The sequence below is a fragment of the Afipia birgiae 34632 genome (assembly GCF_000308295.2).
Classification (GTDB): Bacteria; Pseudomonadota; Alphaproteobacteria; order Rhizobiales; family Xanthobacteraceae; genus Afipia; species Afipia birgiae.
This window is the reverse complement of the sequence record NZ_HG326654.1, coordinates 532376-555158: the sequence shown is the minus strand read 5'-3', so window position 1 is coordinate 555158 and position 22783 is coordinate 532376. Positions and strand designations below refer to the sequence as shown.

General features: G+C 59.2%; 22 protein-coding genes and 1 tRNA gene. 10 read left to right on the top strand and 13 right to left on the bottom strand.

The window, feature by feature from the left end; all coding sequences use genetic code 11:
- Nucleotides 1-44 precede the first annotated feature (44 nt).
- Nucleotides 45-809: a crotonase/enoyl-CoA hydratase family protein gene (locus tag BN32_RS21320; protein WP_019195982.1), complete on the bottom strand. Its 765-nt coding sequence runs from the start codon at nt 807-809 to the stop codon at nt 45-47.
- Nucleotides 810-938: 129 nt separating this feature from the next.
- Here BN32_RS21320 and BN32_RS21315 point away from each other — a divergent pair, with 129 nt between their 5' ends.
- The 3 genes from BN32_RS21315 to BN32_RS21305 are packed head-to-tail and all read left to right on the top strand — an operon-like array spanning nt 939 to nt 2648.
- Entirely contained in the window at nt 939-1886 is a 948-nt protein-coding gene (locus tag BN32_RS21315; protein ID WP_019195983.1) for a ring-cleaving dioxygenase, read from the top strand.
- A 41-nt stretch (nt 1887-1927) separates the two neighbouring features.
- Entirely contained in the window at nt 1928-2302 is a 375-nt protein-coding gene (locus tag BN32_RS21310; protein ID WP_019195984.1) for a nuclear transport factor 2 family protein, read from the top strand.
- Nucleotides 2303-2354: 52 nt separating this feature from the next.
- Complete coding sequence (locus tag BN32_RS21305) at nt 2355-2648, top strand: hypothetical protein (protein WP_152343855.1); 294 nt, start codon at nt 2355-2357, stop codon at nt 2646-2648.
- Nucleotides 2649-2654: 6 nt separating this feature from the next.
- On the opposite strand, the gene BN32_RS21300 is transcribed toward BN32_RS21305, so the two are convergent.
- Nucleotides 2655-4439 (bottom strand): acyl-CoA dehydrogenase family protein, encoded by a 1785-nt coding sequence (locus BN32_RS21300; RefSeq protein WP_040427408.1) that lies wholly within the window; start codon nt 4437-4439, stop codon nt 2655-2657.
- Between the two features lie 521 nt (nt 4440-4960).
- On the opposite strand from BN32_RS21300, the gene BN32_RS21295 reads away from it, so the two are divergent.
- Both BN32_RS21295 and BN32_RS21290 read left to right on the top strand, forming a co-directional pair.
- Nucleotides 4961-5035: transfer RNA gene (locus tag BN32_RS21295), tRNA-Gln, on the top strand.
- Nucleotides 5036-5331: 296 nt separating this feature from the next.
- Nucleotides 5332-6279, top strand: a complete 948-nt coding sequence (locus BN32_RS21290) for a TIR domain-containing protein (protein ID WP_082773558.1) — start codon at nt 5332-5334, stop codon at nt 6277-6279.
- Nucleotides 6280-6307: 28 nt separating this feature from the next.
- On the opposite strand, the gene BN32_RS21285 is transcribed toward BN32_RS21290, so the two are convergent.
- The 3 genes from BN32_RS21285 to BN32_RS21270 all read right to left on the bottom strand — a co-directional run bounded on the left by BN32_RS21285 (nt 6308) and on the right by BN32_RS21270 (nt 10639).
- Nucleotides 6308-7446, bottom strand: a protein-coding gene (locus BN32_RS21285) for an IS3 family transposase (RefSeq protein ID WP_156946953.1) whose coding sequence is annotated in 2 segments (ribosomal slippage) — nt 6308-7182 and nt 7182-7446 — 1140 coding nt in all. Because the reading frame shifts where the segments join, the coding sequence is not laid out codon by codon here.
- A gap of 62 nt (nt 7447-7508) precedes the next feature.
- Nucleotides 7509-9080: a ThiF family adenylyltransferase gene (locus tag BN32_RS21275; protein WP_040427166.1), complete on the bottom strand. Its 1572-nt coding sequence runs from the start codon at nt 9078-9080 to the stop codon at nt 7509-7511.
- 2 nt (nt 9081-9082) lie between these two features.
- Nucleotides 9083-10639, bottom strand: coding sequence for an adenylate/guanylate cyclase domain-containing protein (locus tag BN32_RS21270; RefSeq protein ID WP_019195989.1), 1557 nt, complete (start codon nt 10637-10639; stop codon nt 9083-9085).
- A gap of 285 nt (nt 10640-10924) precedes the next feature.
- Here BN32_RS21270 and BN32_RS21265 point away from each other — a divergent pair, with 285 nt between their 5' ends.
- Together BN32_RS21265 and BN32_RS21260 are read left to right on the top strand one after the other, a co-directional pair.
- Nucleotides 10925-12037, top strand: a complete 1113-nt coding sequence (locus tag BN32_RS21265) for a Fic family protein (protein WP_019195990.1) — start codon at nt 10925-10927, stop codon at nt 12035-12037.
- A 2-nt stretch (nt 12038-12039) separates the two neighbouring features.
- Nucleotides 12040-12591: a Pycsar system effector family protein gene (locus BN32_RS21260; protein ID WP_019195991.1), complete on the top strand. Its 552-nt coding sequence runs from the start codon at nt 12040-12042 to the stop codon at nt 12589-12591.
- A 14-nt stretch (nt 12592-12605) separates the two neighbouring features.
- Here the strand turns inward: BN32_RS21260 and BN32_RS21255 are convergent, their stop codons facing one another.
- The 6 genes from BN32_RS21255 to BN32_RS26980 form a co-directional block, all read right to left on the bottom strand.
- Nucleotides 12606-13505 (bottom strand): hypothetical protein, encoded by a 900-nt coding sequence (locus tag BN32_RS21255; RefSeq protein ID WP_019195992.1) that lies wholly within the window; start codon nt 13503-13505, stop codon nt 12606-12608.
- Nucleotides 13506-13974: 469 nt separating this feature from the next.
- Nucleotides 13975-15510, bottom strand: coding sequence for a recombinase family protein (locus tag BN32_RS21250; protein WP_019195993.1), 1536 nt, complete (start codon nt 15508-15510; stop codon nt 13975-13977).
- Nucleotides 15497-16024 carry a DUF2924 domain-containing protein gene (locus tag BN32_RS21245; protein ID WP_019195994.1) on the bottom strand — a complete coding sequence of 176 codons (528 nt, stop codon included), beginning with the start codon at nt 16022-16024 and terminating at the stop codon, nt 15497-15499. The genes BN32_RS21250 and BN32_RS21245 overlap by 14 nt, the downstream gene beginning before the upstream one ends.
- Nucleotides 16024-16467, bottom strand: a complete 444-nt coding sequence (locus BN32_RS21240; RefSeq protein WP_040427164.1) for a DUF3489 domain-containing protein — start codon at nt 16465-16467, stop codon at nt 16024-16026. The genes BN32_RS21245 and BN32_RS21240 overlap by 1 nt, the downstream gene beginning before the upstream one ends.
- A gap of 99 nt (nt 16468-16566) precedes the next feature.
- Nucleotides 16567-16797 (bottom strand): hypothetical protein, encoded by a 231-nt coding sequence (locus BN32_RS21235; RefSeq protein WP_019195996.1) that lies wholly within the window; start codon nt 16795-16797, stop codon nt 16567-16569.
- 259 nt (nt 16798-17056) lie between these two features.
- Nucleotides 17057-17428, bottom strand: coding sequence for a hypothetical protein (locus BN32_RS26980; protein WP_152343663.1), 372 nt, complete (start codon nt 17426-17428; stop codon nt 17057-17059).
- A gap of 572 nt (nt 17429-18000) precedes the next feature.
- Between BN32_RS26980 and BN32_RS21225 the strand changes: the two genes are divergently transcribed.
- From BN32_RS21225 to BN32_RS21215, 3 genes are all read left to right on the top strand, one after another.
- The gene (locus BN32_RS21225; RefSeq protein ID WP_244438232.1) at nt 18001-19440 is read left to right on the top strand and encodes a DNA modification methylase; all 1440 of its coding nucleotides are present in this window, start codon (nt 18001-18003) and stop codon (nt 19438-19440) included.
- Nucleotides 19433-19807: a DUF5681 domain-containing protein gene (locus BN32_RS21220; protein ID WP_019195999.1), complete on the top strand. Its 375-nt coding sequence runs from the start codon at nt 19433-19435 to the stop codon at nt 19805-19807. The genes BN32_RS21225 and BN32_RS21220 overlap by 8 nt, the downstream gene beginning before the upstream one ends.
- Nucleotides 19808-19871: 64 nt before the next feature.
- Nucleotides 19872-21374: a phage terminase large subunit family protein gene (locus BN32_RS21215; RefSeq protein WP_019196000.1), complete on the top strand. Its 1503-nt coding sequence runs from the start codon at nt 19872-19874 to the stop codon at nt 21372-21374.
- A gap of 64 nt (nt 21375-21438) precedes the next feature.
- On the opposite strand, the gene BN32_RS21210 is transcribed toward BN32_RS21215, so the two are convergent.
- Both BN32_RS21210 and BN32_RS21205 read right to left on the bottom strand, forming a co-directional pair.
- Nucleotides 21439-21828 (bottom strand): hypothetical protein, encoded by a 390-nt coding sequence (locus tag BN32_RS21210; protein ID WP_040427162.1) that lies wholly within the window; start codon nt 21826-21828, stop codon nt 21439-21441.
- Nucleotides 21829-21932: 104 nt separating this feature from the next.
- The gene (locus BN32_RS21205) at nt 21933-22661 is read right to left on the bottom strand and encodes a recombinase family protein (protein WP_019196002.1); all 729 of its coding nucleotides are present in this window, start codon (nt 22659-22661) and stop codon (nt 21933-21935) included.
- Nucleotides 22662-22783 lie beyond the last annotated feature (122 nt).

Below are 22783 nucleotides of genomic sequence, written 5' to 3'. Positions count from 1 at the left end.
TTCCATCCGGATTTCGAGCGTCGATTATACGCGATAATGAGCGCTCAGGCCTTCTTCTTCCGGGCGAAAAACGCGCTGAATGCGTTGCGCGCCTCATCCGATTTCAGCCGTTCGCCGAAATGATGCGATTCCTCGTCCATCCTGCGCAGCACGTCTTCCCGTGCGGGCTTGAGCAGCTTGCGGGTCAGCGCCACCGCATCCTTCGGCAGTGAGCCGATTTCGCGCGCGATCTTGCGCGCCTCGACTTCGGTATGTCCGGGCGCGACAATGACATTGACGAAACCGGCCTCGCGGGCTTCGTCCGCCGTGACGGTCCGGCCCATCACCAGCATCGAGAAGGCGCGCTGATGTCCCATCACGTGCGGCGCCAGCAGGCTGGAAGCAGCCTCCGGCACCAGACCGAGATGAATGAACGGCGTCGAGAATGTCGCGGTGGTGCTGGCGAGAACGTAGTCGCAGTGAAACAGCATCGTGGTGCCGACGCCGACGGCGATGCCGTCGACCGCGCCGATCAGCGGCTTCTCGTTGTAGGCGAGCGCCTTGAGAAACTGCGTCGCCGCCATCGGGCGGTCGGCGTCACTGTTCGACGTGTTGGCCCTGGCGAAATCTTCAAGGTCGTTGCCAGCGGTGAATACGCCGGAGCCGCCGGAGATCACGATGCTGCGGATGTCCGGATCGGATTGCGCGGATTTGATCGCGTCGGCCATCGTCGTGTACATGCCCTGCGTCAGCGCGTTCTTTTTGTCCGGCCGCCGCATGGTGATGATGCGCGCGCTGTCCTCGTCGGTGACAATTACGTGGTCGGTCATGGTCGTTCCCTGAATGGGCAATGCGCTGCAGCATGGCTGGCGCCGCCTGTTTGTTCATCCTACATCATTGGCCAGAACAGGAATAATGGCCAATCGATTTCCGCCCCAACGTCGTGAAGGGACACAGCCATGCAACTGACCGGCATCCATCATCTGACGGCGATTTCGGCGCATGCCAAGGGCAATCTGGCATTTTATACCGGCGTGCTGGGCATGCGGCTGGTCAAAAAGACCGTCAATCAGGACGATGTCAGCGCCTACCACCTGTTTTATGCGGACGGCAAAGCCAACCCGGGCACGGATCTGACCTTCTTCGACTGGCCTGCGGCGCGGGAACATCGGGGCACCCGCAGCGTGTCGCGCACCGGTTTGCGGGTCAACGGCGAAAAGACGCTGGGATTCTGGCAGGACCGCCTCATCAAGCTCGGCGCCCATGTCGGCAAGGTGACCGAGGTCGATGGCCGCCTCACGCTGCCGTTCGAGGACCCGGAGGGCCAGCGGCTGGTGCTGGTCGATGACGGCGGTCACGGCGAGGCGCATCCCTGGGAGAAAAGTCCGGTCCCGGCGGAGCACCAGATCCGCGGGCTCGGGCCGATCGTGCTGAATGTGCCGGATCTCGCGCGCACCGCGCGCGTGCTGACCGATGTCATGAACATGAAGCGCGTACGCGATTACGCCTCACCCGACGGCGAGCATCGCATCGAGGTGTTTTCGATGGGCGAGGGCGGGCCTGCGGCAGAATTGCACGTGCTTGAACAAAGGGATCTGCCGGCGTCGCGTCAGGGCGCGGGCGGCGTGCATCACGTCGCTTTCCGCACGCCCAATGAAGAGCAGTATCACGCCTGGACGGCGCGGCTGTCCGAGTTCGGCGTTCATTCCAGCGGCGAGATCGACCGCTTTTATTTCCGCAGTCTGTATTTCCGCGAGCCCAACGGGATCCTGTTCGAAATCGCGACTGACGGGCCGGGTTTCTCCACCGACGAGGCGATGGAGATGCTCGGCGAGAAGCTGGCGCTGCCGCCGTTCCTCGAACATCGCCGCAAGGAAATCGAGGCGGGGTTGAAGCCGCTGGCGTGACGCGTGCGGTTTGGAGCGATGTGTCGAATTCAGGGGGATCGATGGACCAGCGTTTTGCCGAAGTGACGGCCGCGATGTCGAATTATTTCGACGGACTTTATCGAAGCGATACGTCCCTGCTGGGACAAGTGTTTCATCCTGACGCGCTCTATGCCTGTGCGACGGAAGGCACGCTGACCTACCTGAACATGGCGCAGTATTTCCCGATTGTGGACAAACGGCCGGCGCCTGCGAGCAGCAACGCGCCGCGCGCGGACAGGATTGTGTCGATCGAATTTGCAGGACCGGTCACGGCGTTCGTTCACGCCGAATGCGCCATCGGGCCGAAGCACTTCACGGATTTTCTGACCTTCGTCCATCTCGACGGGCGCTGGCAGATTATCTCGAAGGTGTTTCACTTCGATCTTCGAAAGTGATGAGGGGCAAAGCGATCTGGTCGTATCAAGACCGTGCGCGAGGGGGCGAGACATGGCTATTCAGACAGTTCTAACCGAAAAGCTCGGAATTTCCGCGCCCGTCCTGCTGGCCCCGATGGGTATGGTGAGCGGCGGTAAACTCGCCGCCGCCGTGGCCGAACAGCAGAAAGCAAGCTACGCCGCCGCACGTGACGCAGGCGATGTGCGCGTGGCGGCCGTCATCGCCGGGGAAGCTGTCGATCTCGTTCATGCGCAGCAACCGGCCGCGGATATCCTCAACGCGATGGTCGCGCAGGCAGAAGACCCGCTGCTGCGCGGACCAGCGTTGTTGACGTCAGGCAGGTAGCTTCGGCTACGCTACCAGAACAGCGTCCGCGCCGGTGACCGCACTGGCGCTGTCCATGACTGTGCGTTCCAGCGCGCCGGACTGCACGGTGACGTTCTCCGCGAAAAACCGCGCCAGCGTGACGTAACGCTGTGCATCGTTCTGCAGCGCCTCGTCGGTGCGAGCCGCCAGCGCTTCGTTCGCCAGCATGCAGCCGCCGAGCGTGGTCGAGAACATCCGCAGATAAGGAGTCGCGCCCGCCAGCGCTTCTGCCGGCGAGCTTGCGATCTTTTCCAGCAGCCACTTGCTGGTGCGCTCCACCGACGCAATCGCATCACGCAACTTTTCGCCGGTGGTGCCGAAGGCGGGATCGTTGGATGCTTCGACCTTCTTGACGATCGCTGACAATTCTCCGAGCAGATCCCACACCGCTTCGCCGCCGGCCATGCCGAGCTTGCGCATCAGGAGGTCGTTGGCCTGAACGCCGTTGGTGCCTTCATAAATGGTGAGAATGCGCGCGTCGCGCACGTATTGCGCGGCGCCGGTTTCTTCCATGAAGCCCATGCCGCCGTGCACCTGCACGCCGATGGCCGCAACCTCGTTGCCGATGTCGGTGGAAAAGGCCTTCGCCATCGGCGTCAGCAGTGCGCCGCGCGCGGCCGCCTTCGCCTTCACCTTTGGATCGGCGGCGCGATGCGACACGTCGATAGCCACGGCCGTCGCGTAGCAGATGGTGCGTGCAGCCGCCGTCATGCCGCGCATCAGCATCAGGTTACGCTTCACGTCCGGATACATGATGATCGGATCGGAGCCGTCGCCCTTGCTGCCCAGCGCCTTGCCCTGCTTGCGTTCCTGCGCATATGCCAGCGCGCGCTGATAGGCGCGGTCGGCGAGACCGACGCCCTGCAGGCCGACGCCGAGGCGGGCCTGATTCATCATGGTGAACATTGCGGCCATGCCGCCGTTTTCCTTGCCGACGAGCCAGGCGATGGTGCCGCCCTTGTCGCCCATGGTCATGGTGCAGGTCGGCGAAGCATGGATGCCGAGCTTGTGCTCGATGCCACTGGCGTAGATGTCGTTGCGCGCTCCGAGCGAGCCGTCGGCATTGACCAGATATTTCGGCGCCAGGAACAGCGTGATGCCCTTGCTGCCGGGAGGCGAGCCGGGCAGGCGCGCCAGAATGAAATGAACGATGTTATCGCTCATGTCGTGGTCGCCGTAGGTGATGAAGATCTTGGTGCCGAACAGGCGATAGCTGCCGTCGGCATGCTTTTCTGCCCGCGTGCGCAGCGCGCCGACGTCGGTGCCGGCCTGCGGCTCGGTGAGCTGCATGGTGCCGGGCCATTCGCCTGAGATAAGTTTTTCGAGATAGATCTTTTTCAGTTCCTCGCTGCCGTGGGCATCGAGCGCGTCGATCGCGCTCAAGGTCAGCAGCGGGCAGAGGCCGAACGCGAGGTTCGACGCGCTCCAGATTTCGTTGACGGCGGAATGCACGGCGAGTGGAAGACCCTGTCCGCCGAATTCCTCGGAGCCGGACACCGCATTCCAGCCGCCGTCGCACCAGCGCTTGTAGGCATCGGGCCAGCCGGTGGCGGTGACGACGCCCTTGTCGGTGAGCTTGATGCCTTCGCGATCGCCGGTCTGATTCAGCGGCTCAAGCACGTCGGTCGCGAACTTGCCGGCTTCCTCGATCACCGCGGCGGAGAACTCCGGATCGTAGCCATTATAATGTCCTGCCTCGACGGCTGCCAAAAGGCCGGCGCCGTGATTGAGGGAGAGGAGCATGTCGTTGATCGGCGCGCGGTAGGTCATGGCATGATCTCGCTGTTCGGGCAGGGCCTTCGGGCGGCGCTCGTTCCGCAGTATGGCCATTGGCCGGGAGCGGGAGGAGCGCGCGCAACTCATTGTTCGGTGGTCTGTTTTCCTCGCGTCGGCAGGTCTTGTGCGGTCCGCCTGACACCCCTTGTCTTCCCATGAAAACGGCCGGCTCTCAACTGCGGCACAGGCCGATTTTCGCAGGCGCATGGCGGCTCTTCCCTTTAAGGAAATGTCGTTTCTGCCGGGGTGCGCCCGGCGGCTTGCTGCTTGAGCTCCCGGAGTGCGGCTACCAGCGGTGCTACGGTGGGATTTGGTGGAAAATGGCTGCGTTTGGCCGCATTTTGTAACCTAAAACCGGGGTTTCCACTTTGCCGGAAAATGCTCTAAGACCTGCGCTGCCACGGTGAATCGGTGCGGCTCATGACTTCCGCAAAGGAAATCCGCCCGCCACCTTCCGACAATGAACGGCGCGAAGCGGCTCAGGTCCGATCCTGCCGCAGTCCGTTCGGCGCTATTGGGGCGTCGCCAAGTGGTAAGGCAGGGGATTTTGATTCCCCCATGCGGAGGTTCGAATCCTCCCGCCCCAGCCATCCAGTGCGCGATTGAGAGAATTTCTCTGTTAGTTAAGAGAAAGGGCCGCCAATGGCGGGCTTTTCGCGCTAGGGCATTCTCTGCAGGGACCGATTTTCTGCCAACCCGACTGAAATCGGCCGGTATTCTCCGAGCCTCTCACAAAATATTCCCGTTTTCAGAGGAGTTGGGCCAGAGACCGGTTCGATCGCACTGAGTGCTGGCCAGAAGGGCGACAAATTTCCGTCTCAACTGCGCTTCGGTGGCTGAATTATCGAGTCGACGACTAATATTGAAAGTTTGCAAATTGAAGTGAATGGCCGATAAAGAAAATCTGCTTTCATTATCAGTTCGAACTATTTCAAAATTAAACTTGGGAATTACGGTGAAGCAGAGGTTCGAAGGACCCGAGAATCGGCAGCGACTTGTCACGGTCCTGCGGCGTCAGACCCTGGTGGGAAATGATTCCGAGCTCGCAGAGGCCATTGCAGACGGCGGTGAACTTCTCGAATTCGACTCGGGCATGAATCTCATCATCCAGCATGCCTCCGACACCGATATCTACTTTTTGCTGTCAGGCGCCGTGGCCATTGTCATCAATGGCGCCCAGATCGCCACGCGCACGGCTGGCGAGCACGTCGGCGAGATGGCAGCAATCGAGCCTTCGCTGCCGCGCTCTGCGACAGTGACCGCGCTTGAAAAAATGGTCGTTCTCAAGCTGTCGAGCGCGGCGTTCCTGAAAATTGGCGCTGCATTTCCCGATCTATGGCTACCCATTACGCAAGAACTTTCCCGCAGGCTCCATCAACGCAACAAGACCATCTACCCGCCCAACGAAGCGCCGAAGCTCTTTATCATCTCGTCATCCGAGGCGAGGCTGGTGGCGCATAGCCTGCGTGCCGGACTTGAAAAGGATGTGTTCAGTACGGTCTGGGATGACGGCGTGTTCTTTGCCGGTGGCTATCCGCTGGAAGCCCTGGAAAAGCAGGTGAGCGAGTCGGATTTTGCCGTCGCTATCGCCGAGCCGGACGATATTTCGGAATCCCGTGGCCAGCGCGCGCCCACATTGCGGGACAACGTGCTGTTCGAGCTCGGGCTCTTCATGGGAAAACTGTCGCGCTACCGCACCATTCTTGTCCATCCGCGCGTCGCGGGCCTCAAGCTCCCTTCCGATCTTCAGGGTCTGACCCTCGTGCCGTATGACGACGGTGATGAAGCGTCGATTCCCGCACGGATCGCGCCTGCGTGCGACACAATGACCTGACGGATATTTTGGACCAGCTGGATAGAGACTACTGCATCGCTGCGCTCCGATCCAGATGCTGCAGTGTCGGCGCCGATGTTTGCGGTGCCGGCGGCCGGTAGCTCAGAGATGAGTGCGGTCGGATCGTGTTGAAGTGCTTGCGCCATTGCTCGATGACGACGGTAGCCTCCTTTAGGCTGTAAAAGATTTCACCGTTCAGGCATTCGTCGCGCAGTTTGCCGTTGAAGGACTCGCAGTAGCCGTTTTCCCATGGGCTGCCGGGCGCAATGTAGAGCGTCTTTGCTCCGAGCTTTCCGAACCAGCTGCGCACGATCTTGGCCGTCATCTCCGCGCCGTTGTCCGACCGGATGTGCTCAGGGACGCCTTTAGCAAGCATCACATCGGCCATGGTGTCGATGACGCCGAAGCTGTTGATGCGACGTGCAACCCTGATCGCCAGGCATTCCCTGGTAAACTCGTCGATCAGCGTCATGAGCCGGAGCTTACGGCCATCATGGGTCTGCGCCTCGACGAAGTCGTAGCTCCAGACATGGTTACGATGCTGCGGCCGCAAACGGATGCAGGATCCGTCGTTGAGCCACAGCCGGCCGCGCGGTCGCTGTTTGCTGGGTACTTTTAGCCCCTCACGGCGCCAGATCCGCTGGACCCGATCACACCCGACCTGCCAGCCGGCATCGACCAGCAGCGACGTGATCCGACGATAGCCATATCGCCCATATTGGGACGCAAGAGAGATAATCGCTCTCGTCAACGCATCCTCATCAGATCGAACGATGGTGGTGTATCGCTGTGTTCCGCGGTGCTGGCCGACGATCCGGCAGGCTTGGCGTTCCGAGAGACCATACTTCCCTCGAATGCCCTCCACCGCCTGCCGTCGCCGCTCAGGGCTTATAAGTTTCCCGAGGCAACGTCCTTGAGCACCTGCTTCTCAAGCGACACATCGGCGACGAGACGCTTGAGGCGGACATTCTCCCGCTCCAGATCCTTCATCCGCTTCGCCTGATCGAGCTCAAGGCCACCGTATTCCTTCCGCCAGCGATAATAACTCTGCTGCGAAATTCCGGCTTCCCGACAGGCCACCGGCGCTGCCTTGCCCTGCGACATCAATACTTCAATCTGGCGCAGCAGCACCACGATCTGCTCCGCATTAAACCTCTTCTTCGGCATGACCAAAGCTCCTTTCCAAGCTCAGTTTCTCACAAAGCTTGGTCCAAAAAAGCCCGGTCAGGTCACTGCGTGAACAAGCCAGCCTCTTGTGCCAATCCGACAACATAGGCCGAAAAGGGAAAATGACTTGGATCGCGGCCGATCAGCGTATCGATAACCATTCGCGCCGCTGGCGCGGCGATACTCGTAACATCGGCATCGTCCGCGATAAGCGGAGGACCGTCGCCGCCGGTGGCGTAGTCACGCGTGACCACCTTCGGTTTGTAGTTTTTTTCCGCGAACCAATTTTCGATCGCCCGCCGCATTATGGGAGGTGGCGGCTCGATCTCCGGCCGATACCGGGCGACCAGTCCGCCGAACCCGCCGCCATATACCAAGGCCCACACCATCGGTTTGCGCGCAGAAACCGCCAGAGCCGAGGCCAGATTGAAAACGTTGGCGTTCGCAGTTGCATCGACGATCAGATCGCGGATTGTAAGGGATGACATGGCAGCATCCGCACTGCCGCTCGATTCCTGGCCCGCCATGCGGATCCTGCGCACGAGAACCTGTGCAGCCGGATTGACGTTCTTTATTTTCTGCGCGACTGCGTCGGCCTTGTGCATTCCGATGTCACGCCAGTCGAGGTCATGGCGCACAAGATTGCCTGGCAAAAGCAGATCGTCATCGATCAGATAAAAATCAGACACGCCAGATCTCGCGAGCATCGTCGCGATTTTACTCCCGACCGATCCGCAGCCGACGATGGCGACGCTCTTCGATTTCAGCGCCGCATGTGCCTCGTCTAGGCGCTGTGCCTCCGGTTCGAGCGGCATTGTCGTTACCGCCAGCACCGCGGTATCAAGAACAACGTACGTGTGGACGCTGGTGCCTTTCAGGATGATGACCGTCGGTTCGGTCCCCTCGAAACCAAGCGCTATCGCGGCGGCTTTGAATTCCGTAATATCGGCAGATGGCGGCAGGGCGGATTGCTCGTGAATTCTCAGAATACTCGCCGATCTATCGAAGCTTTCCCCCGAAAGCGTTCGCGGTATTTCGGCGCTGTGCCAAGGCTCGCCGTCCGGCATATCCACCTTATCGATGAAATAGACGGTGCATTCTGATCGAAATTCTAACAACACTTTTGCGCTCAGTTTGGTGCGGACAGGCACCCCCGCAAGGAAGCCGCTCTGATCGCGGGTTAGAAAAAGACGTGAATGTGTGGTCCGGAATCGCTGTCCCACCGACACTTCGTGCCGCGAGGGTACCGCCTGCGGCTTTCCGCTTGGCGGATTTTCCTTGGATAGCAACCGGTGCGCGCTCTCCAGAACCCGCGCGCCGGCCGTATCGCTCGTCCACGTGTCCGGTCCGTGTTCGAGACAGAGTTCACCGCCCGGACCAAACTGATGATTGGACCACAGCGATTCATCGCCGCGCGGATACACCGAGGGCGGCGTGTGCGGAAAGTTTGCAGGGTAACGCAGAAAAACCGGGAAGGTACGCGTTCCGACCTTGATATCCACGTCAAGGATCAGCCGTTTTTCATCGTCCAGCCGCGTTTCAAGCGGCGTCATCCATGCACTGTTGGCGGCCAGAGCCTCCACCGCCAATCGCTCCTGCTTGAAGCGGGAGAGATCGGAAAGGTACCACCACATCACTATGCGAACCCGCCGGGGCCTGCAGGGCCTGTCTTGCGGTCCGGGAAGTTCAAGGACTGGGCTGCCGCCGAGGCCGGCTGCAGCAACGAACCGGCAGACATCGCCTTAGCGGCGCGCGCGGCGTTGTCGCCCTTTGACGACATCTCATCGACGGCCGTGTCGTAATCCAATCCCGAACGCTTACGTCCGGAGCCGAAGATATCCTGCACCGGTTTGGACGCCTTGGAATAGGCGACTTCGCCAATCGCCGTTTCCGTGCCCTTACAGCCTGCCTGTTCTTTTTCCGCTGCCACCACGCCGCGGCTCACGGAGCACCGGATCAGGTCGCCCTTCATGCCGAGACGCGTGACGTTCATCGGGCCGAACTCGAAACCGATTGCGAGGCCAAGGCTCGTTGCGTCCGTTCCCTTGGCCTTGAGGCGGCTGATCGCTAGATCAAAGCTGCTGCGCATGCCCGCCGCGCAGAGCGTCATGTTGCTGATGGTTTCCTCGATGTCCGTGGTCTGCGCTGTTCCCTCGACAAGCAATCCGTGAATGCAGTCCCCGATGAAGCGTACCTTGCGGCCCTTGAAGTCTTCATGCAGGACCGCATCCAGTTCCGACCTGAGGACATGCAGCGCGCGGAAGACATTCTTGGCGCCGGTATCCGTGCCGATGTTCGAGCCGACGTATTTGGTGAAGCCGTCGATGTCGCCGTAAACGGTGCAGGCATCCTGGCGGCGTGAATTCTTCGCCGACAAGGCTTCGATATCCAGCGACGCATACGGCGGGGTGTGACCCGAGAACTCGAATGCCGCGATCGGGTTATTCTTCAGGTCCTCTTTCCACTCCTTTACGATTTCGTCAGCAGTCACGTCGAGCTTGGCTTCTTTCTGGCTCGTTTCGATTTCTGACGTCGTCAGGGCTGTCGTGTCGACATTTCTCGCGTCAGCAAGGCCGATGGCCTTGCGCGCGGTGTTGGTGAGGTAGATGCCGGTCGATTTGCCGCCGCCGGAACGTTTGGCGGCATAGTTTGCGGGCTCGCCGAGGAAAAGCGGTTCACGGTGACCGCGACGCCCGTTGTTGACCGCCAGCGCTTTCCCCGTGTCGATACCGACCCGCATCTTTGCTGCGGGGTGGTCCGCGTCTTCGCCGGTCTGCGCGAGCACATCGATAATCAGCTGGCCGATTGCCACCGCACGGTGCACGCGCTTCGCCTCATTGTCGTAAGGCTTCGCAACGACCGAATGCAGGCGCTGATTATGAAAGTCGACGAGGAGGGCGTCCACGCGCGAAATGATGCGGTGGACAGCACGATAATGAAGATTGAGGAAGCGAAGCGTGCGCTTGTGGCAGGTCTCGCCCTCGGTGTCGGTGACGGCGAGCATATCCGCCAGGTTCAGGATGTCCGCGTAGAGATGCGCGCCATCCACACGATAGGCGACCGTCCCAGACAGGTTGGTGAGGTCGGTATCGCGGACGTAGTCCTTGATTTCGATGTCCTTCAACGGAAGCCCGTCGATCTTGCCGTCGATCCGCTTGGTCGCCCGATCCTTATTCCAATTCCGGCCCGCCATGGGGTCTCCTTCGAAATGATGGCGCCATGCACCGGAAGGGGCCGTAGCCGCTCAACCGGCGATAGTAATATTGAGGTTCCGCTTCGGGAACCCGGTTTTTGGTCGGGCGGGATGGTAGAACATATCGGGAACTGAATCAACAGCCGCCAAGCGAACTTTTCCGCGATATCCCCTATTTTTCTGAGCGTGACAAGAATATTCGGGCTGATCTCGTCATTCCTTGATGAGATAGGCTTGCGATTGACGAGATTAGGACCCATAATCTCATCAAACGACGCAGAGATTATGGCTTATATTCACACCCTTGCCGACTGGCCCAGATTCAACTGGAACGTTCAGCGGATCAGTGACCAGTTGGCGGCCGTCAGGCACAAGCAGGGACGCCTGCTTGGGCAAATGGACCGGCTCGGCTTCACCCTTCGCGCAGAAGCCTCGCTTGAATCGCTCACGGAAGAAGTCGTCAAGTCCAGCGAGATCGAAGGAGAAATCCTGAGCCGGGAGCAGGTCCGATCGTCGATCGCCCAGCGTCTCGGCCTTGAAACCGCAGGTCTGATCAGCCACGACCGGAGCGTCGAGGGCATTGTTGAGATCATGCTCGATGCGACGGAGAAGTTCACCGATCCACTGACCGCAGACCGCCTGTTCGATTGGCACGCGGCGCTCTTTCCGACGGGCCGCAGCGGAATGCTAAAGATCAAGGTTGGCGGATGGCGACGCTCGGAGGTCGGACCCATGCAGGTTGTCTCGGGTGCGGCCGGCCGCGAAGTCGTGCACTTCGAAGCTCCGTCCGCAGACCGTCTGAAAATTGAAATGCAGCGTTTCCTCATCTGGTTTAACGGCATCACCGACAAAACCGATCCGGTGCTGCGGGCCGCGATAGCACATCTCTGGTTTGTCACCATCCACCCGTTTGAAGACGGCAACGGGCGCATCGCGCGCGCAATCGCAGACATGGCGCTCGCGCGCTCGGAAAACAGCCCGCAGCGATTTTACAGCATGTCGGCTCAGATTCGACGCGAGCGAAACGAGTACTACGCCGTTCTCGAGCGTACCCAGAAAGGCTCGCTCGATATAACGAACTGGCTGGAGTGGTTTCTGGATTGCCTTGACAGCGCGTTTGACGGTGCAAATCACATCCTCAGCAGCGTGCTGCGCAAAGCCGATTTCTGGGAAAAGTGCGCGGATCTTGCGCTCAACGAACGCCAGCGCAAGGTTCTCAACCGCCTGCTCGATGGCTTGGAAGGCAAGCTGACATCATCGAAGTGGGCCAAGATCGCCAAGGTTTCGCAAGCCACCGCCTCGCGCGATATTGAAGAGCTGATTGACCTTCAAGTCCTCAGAAAGGACTCCGCTGGCGGCAGGAGCACCAGTTATTCTCTCACGGACCAACAGGAATAGAGATGCGTGACGACCAGGAAGAGGCCTTTGAAAAAATACTTTCCAGCCAGCTCACCCGTACGATCGATTTCGTCAAATTCGCGGAAACCAAAAATGCTGCTCTGCTCACCTTCTCATCGGCTTGGATCATAGGCGCCATCAACCTGCTCACCGGTCAGGCCACGTTACCCCTTGGGTACAACGTGGCCTTCAGTCTCTCGCTGCCGCTTTTCGGCGTCGGAGGCCTAGTCTGCATATTGTCATTTGTGCCGCAGGTTCTCGCCCGGTTCTATGAGCCGGAAGGCGATGCTAAAAGCCTGCTCTATTGGGGCCATATCGCCGCCATTCCCGTTAGCCAATTTCATGACCGAGTCATCGAGCGCTACAAGCCGGGAGACGGGCATAGCGTGACCGAGCGCTACCTTGATGACCTCTGCGTCCAGATATCGGTCAACGCGCGCATCGCAGCCAGGAAATTCGGCCTCTTCAATGTCGCGGCCGGATTCGTTTTTGCCGCAATTGCTGTTCTGATGGCGCCGCCGGTCATATGGGCATGTCGGTGGTTTTTCAGATAACGCAACAGATGCGCTTAATAGCCGATCTGGAAATGTATGCCGGTTTTCGCGTCCACAACGCCATAACCACCTTCCGGGAAAAATGCGAAGTGGAGGTCCCGCTGGCTAGACAGTATCAGGTCCTGTTTTGTTGCCGCTTCCCGTAAGCAGTCCGGATTGTCCTTCAGCATCTGCTCGAACGCGTCCAGGGTGCGTAAGAGGCGCTGTACCCCTATCGTGCTCAAAAAGGATGTGCCTGCGGAGGTGAGGCCACCTGCGGCCATGTAGGTTTTGCCATCGATCTCAAAAGAAGCGTTGACGTGCTTGTCACGCAGACTTTTGCGCTGGGTCTCCGACAAGCGCTCTTCGGGCGAGATGATGCCCTTCATTTCCAAGGCCAAGTTGGCGTGCGGCCATTCCCGCACCATGATCTCGACCACCGACTCGCGCGTCCACCCACCGTGTCCGATGATGTCGATGAGGTAAGCGTCCTGCGGGCGAATAACCGCAAAGAGCAGATGTTTCGTACGCGCGACAAAGCCATTCGTCCGGGTCGCCGTCGACAGGTGAAGGTGATGCACGCCCCAGTCGTTCAGCAGCAGATCGAGATCCTCCCGTCTGCCGCCAGGCCGGTGAGGGACGTATCCATGGCGAATGCCGCGGCTCAGATACGGTGTCAAATCCTGCCCGTTCTCCAGCTTCGCCGCGATTTCGGCCAGGCCGGCTCTGTATCGCTGATCCGATGAAAGCGGGCTCGCGCTCAACGCCTTCGAACGATGCACACGACGCGGCACCGCCGGGACGAGGCGTGCCCGCCAGTTGCTGTAGATGATAAGAAGGGACTCGGCCGTTTCTTTCTCAAGTTCGGCGGTATGCGCCGGGTCGTGCGGCAAATTTGCCAGCACGTATTCTCGAATATCTTGCCGCAAGTTCATTGGATCAGCTTATTTGACATGCCGTGGGTTATCTGCGTTGCAGACAAAATTAAAAGTTATTCTGGTCGTAGGGCTAAAACAGCCGCACCGTTTCTGTATGCAAGTAGACAGAATCGCCCGACGCCAAACCTACCGTTCCGCCATATCATCTTGAAGTCGATGCGTCTGGGCTTTCTCACCTCCAACGCTATGCCATCTTCAATGAGGGGAGCGACGATGAGGTGCCTTGTTTCGTCCGGCCGCAGCGTAGGACTTTTGAGTCGTTCTCCACGAGCGGCTTCAAGTGTATCCATGTTTTTGGTCAGATGATTCACCGCCGGTTTGTCCTCCAGGCAAGCACCGCAACGTCGTAAGCCGTAGTCACCCGAATGCATATGCGCTTCTTTCCGCTGTCTTTCATGGCGCACAACGAGGCACAAAGTGAGCACGGCCGAGGGAATATTCCATAGCATCGGATGTGCGTATCCGATCAGAACCCCAGCGCGCGTTGTCCGGACCAGGTCAGGGGAAGGGTCTTTGGGATTCGGGCGAGTGAAAGTGTCGGCGGTTGGTCGCCCGTCAAAATCGCCTCCGTAATAGACGGCGCCAGAAACGCATAGCGCAGCTCCTGCCGAACCACTTTCGGATGTAGCTTCACTGAAGCGGCCAGCGCTTCGACGCTGTCAAACTTCCCCGACTGCAGATCCCGCAGCCAGGCATGAGCCCGGACGATCGCCTGCAGAAGTTTTGGATCTGGCCGATCGGTATTAGCTGATGGCGGTGCCGGAGCGGGAGCATTCTTGATCGGTGCTTGCCATGGGATATCGATGACTTCCGAATTATCCTGCTGCAGGCTGATCGTGATCTTCTTAGGGTAAACGACGACCTCTGTGACTGAATCGATGACCTGGCTTTTGAGCTGATCATCAGGCGTGTGCACGTCGAGCGCGAGGCGCTCGCGCATGGCGTTGGTGAGAATGTCTTCGATCAACTGCGCCGGAAGACGAGCGACCGAACCGGCCTGCTTTTTCCTTCCACGCTGAATAGCGCGTGAGACATAAAACCGGTATCGAATGCCGTTCTTGACCGTAAAACTTGGGCTCATGCGGTTGCCGCGATCATCACGGAGTTTGCCGGCGAGAAGGGCTCCGCTGGTTGATTGACGGGTTTGGGTGGTCACGCGGTTCTCGGCGAGAAGTGCCTGTACCTGGTCGAAGATCTTGCCATCCAGGATTGGCTTGTGTTCGGCGGGATACCATTTGCCGCCATGATGTACCTCGCCAAGGTAGGTGCGGTTTTTCAGGACGTGGGCGAGGGGGCCATAGGTGAAAGGGATGCCGCCCCGATACTTCGGCACTTTGGTGTCACGCCGTTTAGTAACGATCCCGCGCCGATCGAGATCTTGGACCAGTGAACTGAAGGATTTCAGCTCCAGATACTGCTTGAAGATGGTGCGGACAGTGTCGGCTTCTTTCGGGTTGATGATGAGTTTCTTGTTCTTAGCCTCATAGCCGAGTGGAACGGTGCCGCCGGTCCATTTGCCTTTGCGGCGGGAGGCGGCGACCTTGTCCCGAACGCGTTCCGACGCCAGCTCCCGCTCGAACTGGGCGAATGACAGCAGCACGTTCAGGGTCAATCGCCCCATGGACGACGTGGTGTTGAACTGCTGGGTTACAGCCACGAAAGAAATGGATTTCCGGTCGAAGGTCTCGACCAGCTTGGCGAAGTCGGCGAGTGATCGGGTCAGGCGATCGATCTTGTAGACCACGATCACATCGATCAGGCCGAACTCGATATCGGCCAGAAGCTGCTTCAGAGCAGGGCGGTCGAGGTTGCCGCCTGAATACGCAGGATCATCATATTGCTGGGGCAGCACGCGCCAGCCTTGCGAAGCCTGACTCTTGATATAAGCCTCACAGGCCTCACGCTGGGCATCGAGAGAATTGAACTCCAGCTCAAGTCCATGCTCGGTGGATTTACGCGTGTAGATAGCACAGCGAACCGGTTTGATATTATTTGCGGCCATGTTGCCCTCGCTTCGAGACGGATACCGGGGCCGTCTTGCCGATCTCATTCTTCGTCGTCCGCAGCCCAAAGAACTTCGGACCGTTCCATCGCGTACCGGTAATCCTGTTGGCGATCTCCGAGAGGCTGGTGAAGACCTCGCCTTGGTAGCCGAAGCCCTTGGCTAACACCGTGACCTTGTGAGTCTGGTCGTTCCAAACCCGCACCAGCTCGGAGCCGGCTTTGATCCGCTGTGGTACTTCAAGACGCCCCGTCTTTCCGGAAGCCATCGATCGGACTAGGTGTCCGAGTAGCTTCTTTGCCTCTCGGGAAAGACCGCCATAGGCTTTCTCCTGAATCTGCTGGGCAATACTCCGCCGCAGCAGGTCCGGCCCGAACGCCGAAGGCGGTTCGGACCGAAACAATTCGCGGTACCAGACCCGCAAGGCGGCGATCGGCAGTGAGCCGAGCTTATCAAGCTTGGTCTCTACGTCCGGATCAACCGACCGCCCGTTCACTGTCGGGCGGGCGTCCATCACTTGGACCCCGAAGGCTCACCGATCCGGTAACGACGCTCACCATCAGCCTTGTCGGAGGTCAGGTCGAGCTTCAGCTTCTTGCGGACGACTCCGGCAAAGAAACCCCGAACCGAATGCTGCTGCCAGCCGGTCGCCTTCATAATGTCGGCAATGGTCGTGCCGCCCGGCGCACGAAGCATCGCGAGCACCGTAGTCAGCTTGGAAGACTCTCGGACGGGTTGCGGGACCGAGGTTTGGGAGGAGGGCCCTTTCGCTGGGGGCGGCGACTGGGCAATAGTTTCGCGGGTGCGCGTTGTTAATGGCTTAACGGCATTTTGCGCTCGTGGGCGCTTTGCCTTCGGCGAACGAGCTTCTTTTACAACCCTCGATGGACGACGTGCCGCTACGATCGGTTTTCTTTTTGCACCGGCTTTGGTCTTCTTGAGTTTCTGGATGTTCATGGGGGCTCCTTCGGGACGAGTGCAACATCAGCGTTGCACTGACCCAACCCGCCGACCGCAATGCGGGGCGGGGAGGAGCCGACGCCGGCCCGGCCAGAACTAGATGGTCTCGGCAAGCAGGCTGCGCTTGATCGCAAGAGCCGCCCTGAACAGGTCCTGTGCCTCGTGCCCGAGTCCCTCAAAATCCGCTAGAATCTGCACCGCGCGGCTTACATTGCCAGCGCGGGCGCAGATTTCGGCAGCTTGCGCGATGCTATGGGCTTCTTCCAGCTTGGCCCGGACTTCCGATATGAGCGCTGCGACGACGTGCTTTTCTGGGATTTCGGTCATGGGAGGTTCCTTTTAGACCACCACACATGCTCCGTTTTCCGCCGAAGTCGAGCGGAATTGCGAGCAATCTTATGGCTCTTTTCGAGCTCGTCTGATCATCTTTGGATCGTTACCAGTATCGGATATTCAACCGGCCGCTTTGTCTTTCCCGCCTTTGGGCCAACGGTGTCGTCCCGATCCGTGATCGCCGCTATCGCATGCTGATAAACGAAAACGGCGGCCGATAGGCCGCCGTTTTGTTCGGTGTAAGGAAATGAAATCAGATCAGCTTGCGCAGATACTGAAGTTCGATGTCGAGGACATCCTGCCCCCACTTGTTCTTCCGTGCGAGCGTCGTAAGGGCCCGCACGAACTTGCGCGCTTCGGTTTGGCTGAGGTCGCTTTCGCGGATAAGGATCATCTCCTTGCCAAACACGGAACGGTTGGCCTTAAGCACGCCTGCAAAATTTGCGAGCACGAGACTGCGCTCGTCAATCAGAACGGTCGGCATCCAATAGCCAGGAGTCTGAAGCTGCTGCCGTTGGACGTGCGTGTAACGCTGCGCAGCCTTGGGGAATTTAAGTGTGCTGTTGAAGCAGACGAGCTTTGTCGTAAGAGCTGGCAATGATGGTTTGTGGACGTTAGATGGCATGGCTGAACCTCCTGTTTTGGCCATAATTGATCGTTCGCCCGTTGCCAGGCGTTGGGGGAGATCACGACCAATTTGGACGTTCAGCTGTTCAGCTAGGCGGGGTCTCTGTGCGTCGGCATCGGCTCATAGGTCGTGACTCCACGAGGCGAGCGGCCGGCGCACGACCAAAGCCACAGGTGCTGGCAGGCGTACGACAAACCGAACTGCAGATGTTGCTGCAGAAACGGGTATGTAGTTTCCTGCAGAGCAAAATCAAGAACTGCACCTTCAGCACCTTCAGGCGTGCTTTGGTCTTGCTGTTGTGACTATTTGCGTTGAACCAATCCGAGACCTATATGCGTCAACTTGCGTTCTGGGGTGTATGCAGATCGTTCGGCTCACCTCCAAACGCTCCGGACCCGGGCCCGAAGTGATAATCACCTAATACGGATTCATTGAGGTCAGCATGACCTCGATCGCGGGGATCAAGCTTGGCGGGCAGATGGGCGTGGATCGCTGGGTGCTGACCGGTCCCGTTCCCGTAAATTGCTCGTCGGATGTGCCGCGATTGAGGTCGAATAATGGACCTCAACATGAAAAATTCTCTGCAAATTCAATATCTCTCAATGGCGGCGGTGATGCCTTCGGCCCATTCTGCCCGCCAACACAGCGCCAGTCAGCGCCGTAAACTCAAAAACCTCCTTCAAAAATTCGGCCAGGTCGCGCCGATCATCATCGACGTTAACAACGAGATCGTGGACGGTCACGCGGTCTATGAGACGCTTCGTGACCTCGGTCATGATGAGATCGCTGTTGTGACCGTTGAAAACCGCACGGAAGCCGAGATCCGTGCCCTCCGTCTGGCGTTGAACCGGGTTGCTCAGGATACAGTCTGGGACGATGCAAAGTTGCGCGATGAATTCGCATACTTGATCAACGTCGGCTTCGATCTCGATCTGAGCGGCTTTGAGACGGTGGAGATCGACATGGCGCTGTCGATCGATGCACCGACGGCCAATACCGTTGAGGAAGAAGCGCTTGATGACCTCGTGCCGGCGGCTGGACCGTCGGCTGCAAAGCTCGGCGACGTTTTCTGTCTTGGCGACCATAAGGTCGGTTGCGGGGACGCGCGCGATGCAACTTTCATCCGCAGCCTCGTGGCCAGCAAGACGGTCGCGTGCGTGTTCAGCGATCCGCCCTACAACGTCCCGATCGACGGCTTTGTGTCGGGCCTCGGCAAGACGCGACACCGAGACTTCGCGATGGCCGCGGGAGAGATGACTCGCGAAGAGTTTGTCGCCTTCCTGAGCGCGGCGGTCGCGGCGATCAAGCCGTTCCTTGTTGACGGCGCTATTCTTTATCTCTGCATGGATTGGCGACACGGCGGCGAGCTGTGCGAGGCTGCCGCGCAGAACGGCCTTCAGCAGAAAAACCTTTGTATATTCGTGAAATCGAGCCCAGGTATGGGCTCGTTCTACCGTTCTCAACATGAACTGGTTTACGTGTTCAAGCACGGTGAAGGCCCGCATCAGAATCATTTCGGCCTTGGGGCACATGGCCGCAACCGCTCGAATGTCTGGCAATATCGTAGCGTCAACGTCTTTGGCAAGGATCGGATGAGCCTCCTGCGTACTCACCCCACGGTGAAGCCGGTTGCGATGATCGCTGACGCCCTGCGTGACGTGACGCGCCGCGGCGAAATTGTTTTCGACTCCTTTTTGGGGTCGGGATCGACGCTGATCGCGGCGGAAGAAACCGGTCGCGTCTGCATCGGCGTTGAGCTTGATCCGATCTATGTCGATGCCGCGATCCGCCGTTGGCAGAAGCGCACCGGCAAAGACGCCGTCCATGCCGTCACCGGTGAGACCTTCGACGAGATCTATCAGCGCGCTGTCTCGGTGGCCGCTAGCGACGCCGCATCGACAGATGTCGCCGCTTCGGAATCATCGACTGACAACGCCGCCGACGGCGGCGTGGCCAGTATGAACTCGTTTGGCATCGCTGCCACCACGACGGAGGCGGACGATGTCTGAGTCAGAAGAAGAAAAGATCGGATATCGTAAGCCGCCCACAAAAACTCGCTTCAAGCCAGGGCAGTCCGGCAATCCGAACGGGCGTCCGAGGGGCAGCGTCAATCTGAAGACGGATCTGCGCAGTGAGCTTTCGGAAAAGATCCGGATTCGGGAGGGCGAGCGCAGCCTCAAGGTCTCCAAGCAGCGCGCCATGCTGAAGGCGCTTGTCGCCAAAGCACTGAAGGGCGACGCTCGCGCGGCCAACGTTGTCTTGACGCTGGTCGGTCGGTTGTTCGAGGCTGAAGCTGTGGCAGAGCAGGTGCCGGCGCTGACATCCGACGACCAAGCGATCCTCGAGCGCTTTCTCGCGCGGCGTCTGGCCGAATAGGAAATGCGGATCATTTCGGCCGGCGCCGATCGGCGCCGGCCGCTCGTTTCTGAAAGTAGGACCTATGCGTTCTGATCTTCAAATCTTTCGTGCGGTCATGAAGAACGACCTTCAGGCGTTTCTGGAGGGCGCCTTTCCGATCGTTGATAACCGCTGGGCGCTCGAGGTCGCGCCCTATCTGGAATATTTGGTCAGCGAGCTTACGGGGGTTGCTGAAGGCCGTGACACCCGGCTCATTATCAATCTGCCGCCACGTCACCTGAAGTCCGTGCTGACGTCCATCGTGTTCGTTGCTTGGCTTCTCGGTCGCAATCCGAAGCTGCGCATTGCGGTGATTTCTCATAGCCAGGCCTTGGCCTCAGATCTGGCATCCAAAACGCTGCAGCTGATCAACTCGGATTTCTACCAGCGGGTTTTTCCGAGCTTTCAACTCCGTGACAACGGCCGCAAGGCCATGGACTTTGTCACCGTCGAGGGCGGTGGCCGCTATGCGGCATCGTTCGAGACCGGCATCACGGGCCGTGGTTTCGACATCATCATTATCGATGACCCGATCTCGGCCCATCACGTCAAGTCGGAAAAGGAACGTCAGAACGTCAACGAAAACTTTGACACGATGATCGCGTCGCGCCTCGACGACCAAATCAGAGGCGCCATGATCGTGGTCGGCCAGCGCATGCATGAGGACGATCTGTCCGGCAGTCTGCTTCAGAAGGGCGGCTGGAAGCACGTCTGCCTGGCTCTGGTGGCCGAGGAAGACGCGGTTTATTCCTTCGGCAACTCGACCTGGGATCGAAAGACCGGCGAGCCGCTGCTGACAAATCAGTGGCCTGCCGAGGTCGTCAAGCGGAAGCGGGAAGAGGTTGGCGAGTCGATCTTTGCTGCCCAGTATCAGCAGAACCCGTCAGCGGCACTAGGTGAGCTGATCCGGCCGGGCCAGATCAAGCATTTTGATGACCTGCCGCCGGACGCGCGGCGGATTACGCTGAGCTGGGACACGGCCGTCAAAACCGGATCGGACAATAGCTACACGGTGTGTCTCGTGATCGCCCGCGATATCCGGCGTCACTATGTCATCGACGTGCTGCGCTCGCGTCTCGACCCCGTTCAGATGCGCGATGCCGCTCTCGAACTGATTACGGCCTACAAACCGGCAAAAATCCTGATTGAGGATGCCAGCTCAGGAAGCGGCCTTTACAGCATGCTGTTCGAGCGTGGTCATCATGCCGAACTTCGCCCGACCGGTGGACGCGGCAAGGAAGAGCGGCTTGAAAGCCAACTCCACGTTTTCGCGCAACACCGGGTTCTGATCAAAAAGAATCAACCCTGGACGGTTGAACTCGAAAGTGAGCTGATGCGTTTCCCATTCGGAAAGCACAACGATCAGGTGGACGCGCTGACGCAGTATCTCGCCTGGGTCGCTGAAAGTCCCATGGCCAACCCTGTGGTGATGGGCACCGGCGGGATGGATGCTCGTATCGAGCGCGCGCTTTCTCGGCGACCTTGGCCCGTGGCAAAGGGCGACAATCCGCTCCGTCCACGCGGCAAACCCCTGCGCCGGCGGTAGTGGCGATCAGGGGGATGCGACCGGAGCGGTCTCCATACGGGCGTTGAAAGCCTCCTGATTGCCGTCAGAACGGCAGCATGGGTGCTTCGAGATAGACCTGCGTCTTTTTGGCGTCGGCCCAGGACATGTTGAAGTACACCGGCTTCCGCCCAAGGTTCGTAAAGATGTCGGCGACGCAAACGCGGTGGCGGACCTCGTTGTTCTCGTCGAGCAGGTCCTTCCCAACAACGGACATTTCGCCGATCTTGAGCAGCTTCAGGCCGAGCGCGGCTTGAGGCGAATTCTTGAAGGCATCCTGCAGCATGTCGCGGGTGGTGTTGCTGTTGCATTCGGGAATGCTGGTGGGGCCACCATATCCGCCTGTTGCAAGGCGCAGGATAATGATGACGCCTCCGAACAGGGCCGCGAAAGCAATACCGGTCATAAGGTTCGATTTTGAAAACGACATTGTCATGGGTAGCTCTTTCTCTGCGGGAGTTTCGAAACGATCAGGGGGCATGGGGCATCGTTCGCCGCCGCCGTTGAAAGGCGCGCGTCGAGGCTTTGTCGGGCTAGCGGTTATTTCTTCAGGGCGATGTAAGCCGACGATAGAGGCGCGGCATTGAGGAATGCTGTTAGCCGTTGCGTCTGTTCCTGCTTATCGAGGAACGTGATCTCGAAAGCAGTGATGAAATCGCTGTCAAACATCGGATCGTAACGATCGATCACAGCGGCACGTCGCGCATCCAGCCGGTCAATCGAAAATGCGGTCGGTGTCGTCGATAGGGGCTGCTCAGACGCGGAGCCACTCCCGTCAGGGGTGGTCGGATTTGGCGTTGTGAATTTCGAGGTCAGGCCGATCGTCCTGACAGCGATATTGTGAATGGGCTCGTCTGTCCCATTGCACAGATACACCGGCATGGTCTTCAGGCTGCGGAAGTCCGGAAAATACAAGGTGAGGTCGGGTGGAGCTTTCTCCGGAGCAAGAGCGATGTAGCCGCGCTCGCGCGATGACTCCGGCGCGAACGCAACCGAAATACTCCAAATTCGCGGAGAGAATTCTGCGCCGCTGCCGATGGCCTCAGTACGGGCGATCAGCAGGGTGGCGCCGGACTGTTTGCAGTCCTCCATGGCTTGTCGCAATTGCGGGCGCGCGAAGCCGTCAGTCTCGGGCTCGACGTATTCGGCCTGGACAGCCGCCTGATGGCCCTCGATCCAAGTTTTGACGGCTTCACGTTGTTCTTGCAATGCAATATCAGAGTGCACGGGCTCGTTCGGTCGGACGCGGTAATAGGCAATAACCTTCATGCAGAATCCCAGATTAAAGGCACGGACAGCCCGTGCCCCCTAGATTCAAATGAGGCCCCGAGGAATTGCGGGGTTTTGCAAAGAAAGGTCGAGTGTCTCCCGAAAGCCGCATTTCAGGGCAC

Coding starts and splice junctions, on each gene's coding strand:
- BN32_RS21260 (WP_019195991.1), top strand. CDS start 12,040: ATGCGTGACGACCAGGAAGAGGCCTTTGAAAAAATACTTTCCAGCCAG.
- BN32_RS21255 (WP_019195992.1), bottom strand. CDS start 13,505: ATGAACTTGCGGCAAGATATTCGAGAATACGTGCTGGCAAATTTGCCG.
- BN32_RS21210 (WP_040427162.1), bottom strand. CDS start 21,828: ATGACAATGTCGTTTTCAAAATCGAACCTTATGACCGGTATTGCTTTC.
- BN32_RS21265 (WP_019195990.1), top strand. CDS start 10,925: ATGGCTTATATTCACACCCTTGCCGACTGGCCCAGATTCAACTGGAAC.
- BN32_RS21205 (WP_019196002.1), bottom strand. CDS start 22,661: ATGAAGGTTATTGCCTATTACCGCGTCCGACCGAACGAGCCCGTGCAC.
- BN32_RS21215 (WP_019196000.1), top strand. CDS start 19,872: ATGCGTTCTGATCTTCAAATCTTTCGTGCGGTCATGAAGAACGACCTT.
- BN32_RS21245 (WP_019195994.1), bottom strand. CDS start 16,024: ATGGACGCCCGCCCGACAGTGAACGGGCGGTCGGTTGATCCGGACGTA.
- BN32_RS21225 (WP_244438232.1), top strand. CDS start 18,001: ATGAAAAATTCTCTGCAAATTCAATATCTCTCAATGGCGGCGGTGATG.
- BN32_RS21300 (WP_040427408.1), bottom strand. CDS start 4,439: ATGACCTACCGCGCGCCGATCAACGACATGCTCCTCTCCCTCAATCAC.
- BN32_RS21250 (WP_019195993.1), bottom strand. CDS start 15,510: ATGGCCGCAAATAATATCAAACCGGTTCGCTGTGCTATCTACACGCGT.
- BN32_RS21275 (WP_040427166.1), bottom strand. CDS start 9,080: ATGTGGTGGTACCTTTCCGATCTCTCCCGCTTCAAGCAGGAGCGATTG.
- BN32_RS26980 (WP_152343663.1), bottom strand. CDS start 17,428: ATGCCATCTAACGTCCACAAACCATCATTGCCAGCTCTTACGACAAAG.
- BN32_RS21235 (WP_019195996.1), bottom strand. CDS start 16,797: ATGACCGAAATCCCAGAAAAGCACGTCGTCGCAGCGCTCATATCGGAA.
- BN32_RS21320 (WP_019195982.1), bottom strand. CDS start 809: ATGACCGACCACGTAATTGTCACCGACGAGGACAGCGCGCGCATCATC.
- BN32_RS21315 (WP_019195983.1), top strand. CDS start 939: ATGCAACTGACCGGCATCCATCATCTGACGGCGATTTCGGCGCATGCC.
- BN32_RS21290 (WP_082773558.1), top strand. CDS start 5,332: ATGGCCGATAAAGAAAATCTGCTTTCATTATCAGTTCGAACTATTTCA.
- BN32_RS21305 (WP_152343855.1), top strand. CDS start 2,355: ATGGCTATTCAGACAGTTCTAACCGAAAAGCTCGGAATTTCCGCGCCC.
- BN32_RS21310 (WP_019195984.1), top strand. CDS start 1,928: ATGGACCAGCGTTTTGCCGAAGTGACGGCCGCGATGTCGAATTATTTC.
- BN32_RS21220 (WP_019195999.1), top strand. CDS start 19,433: ATGTCTGAGTCAGAAGAAGAAAAGATCGGATATCGTAAGCCGCCCACA.
- BN32_RS21240 (WP_040427164.1), bottom strand. CDS start 16,467: ATGAACATCCAGAAACTCAAGAAGACCAAAGCCGGTGCAAAAAGAAAA.
- BN32_RS21270 (WP_019195989.1), bottom strand. CDS start 10,639: ATGGCGGGCCGGAATTGGAATAAGGATCGGGCGACCAAGCGGATCGAC.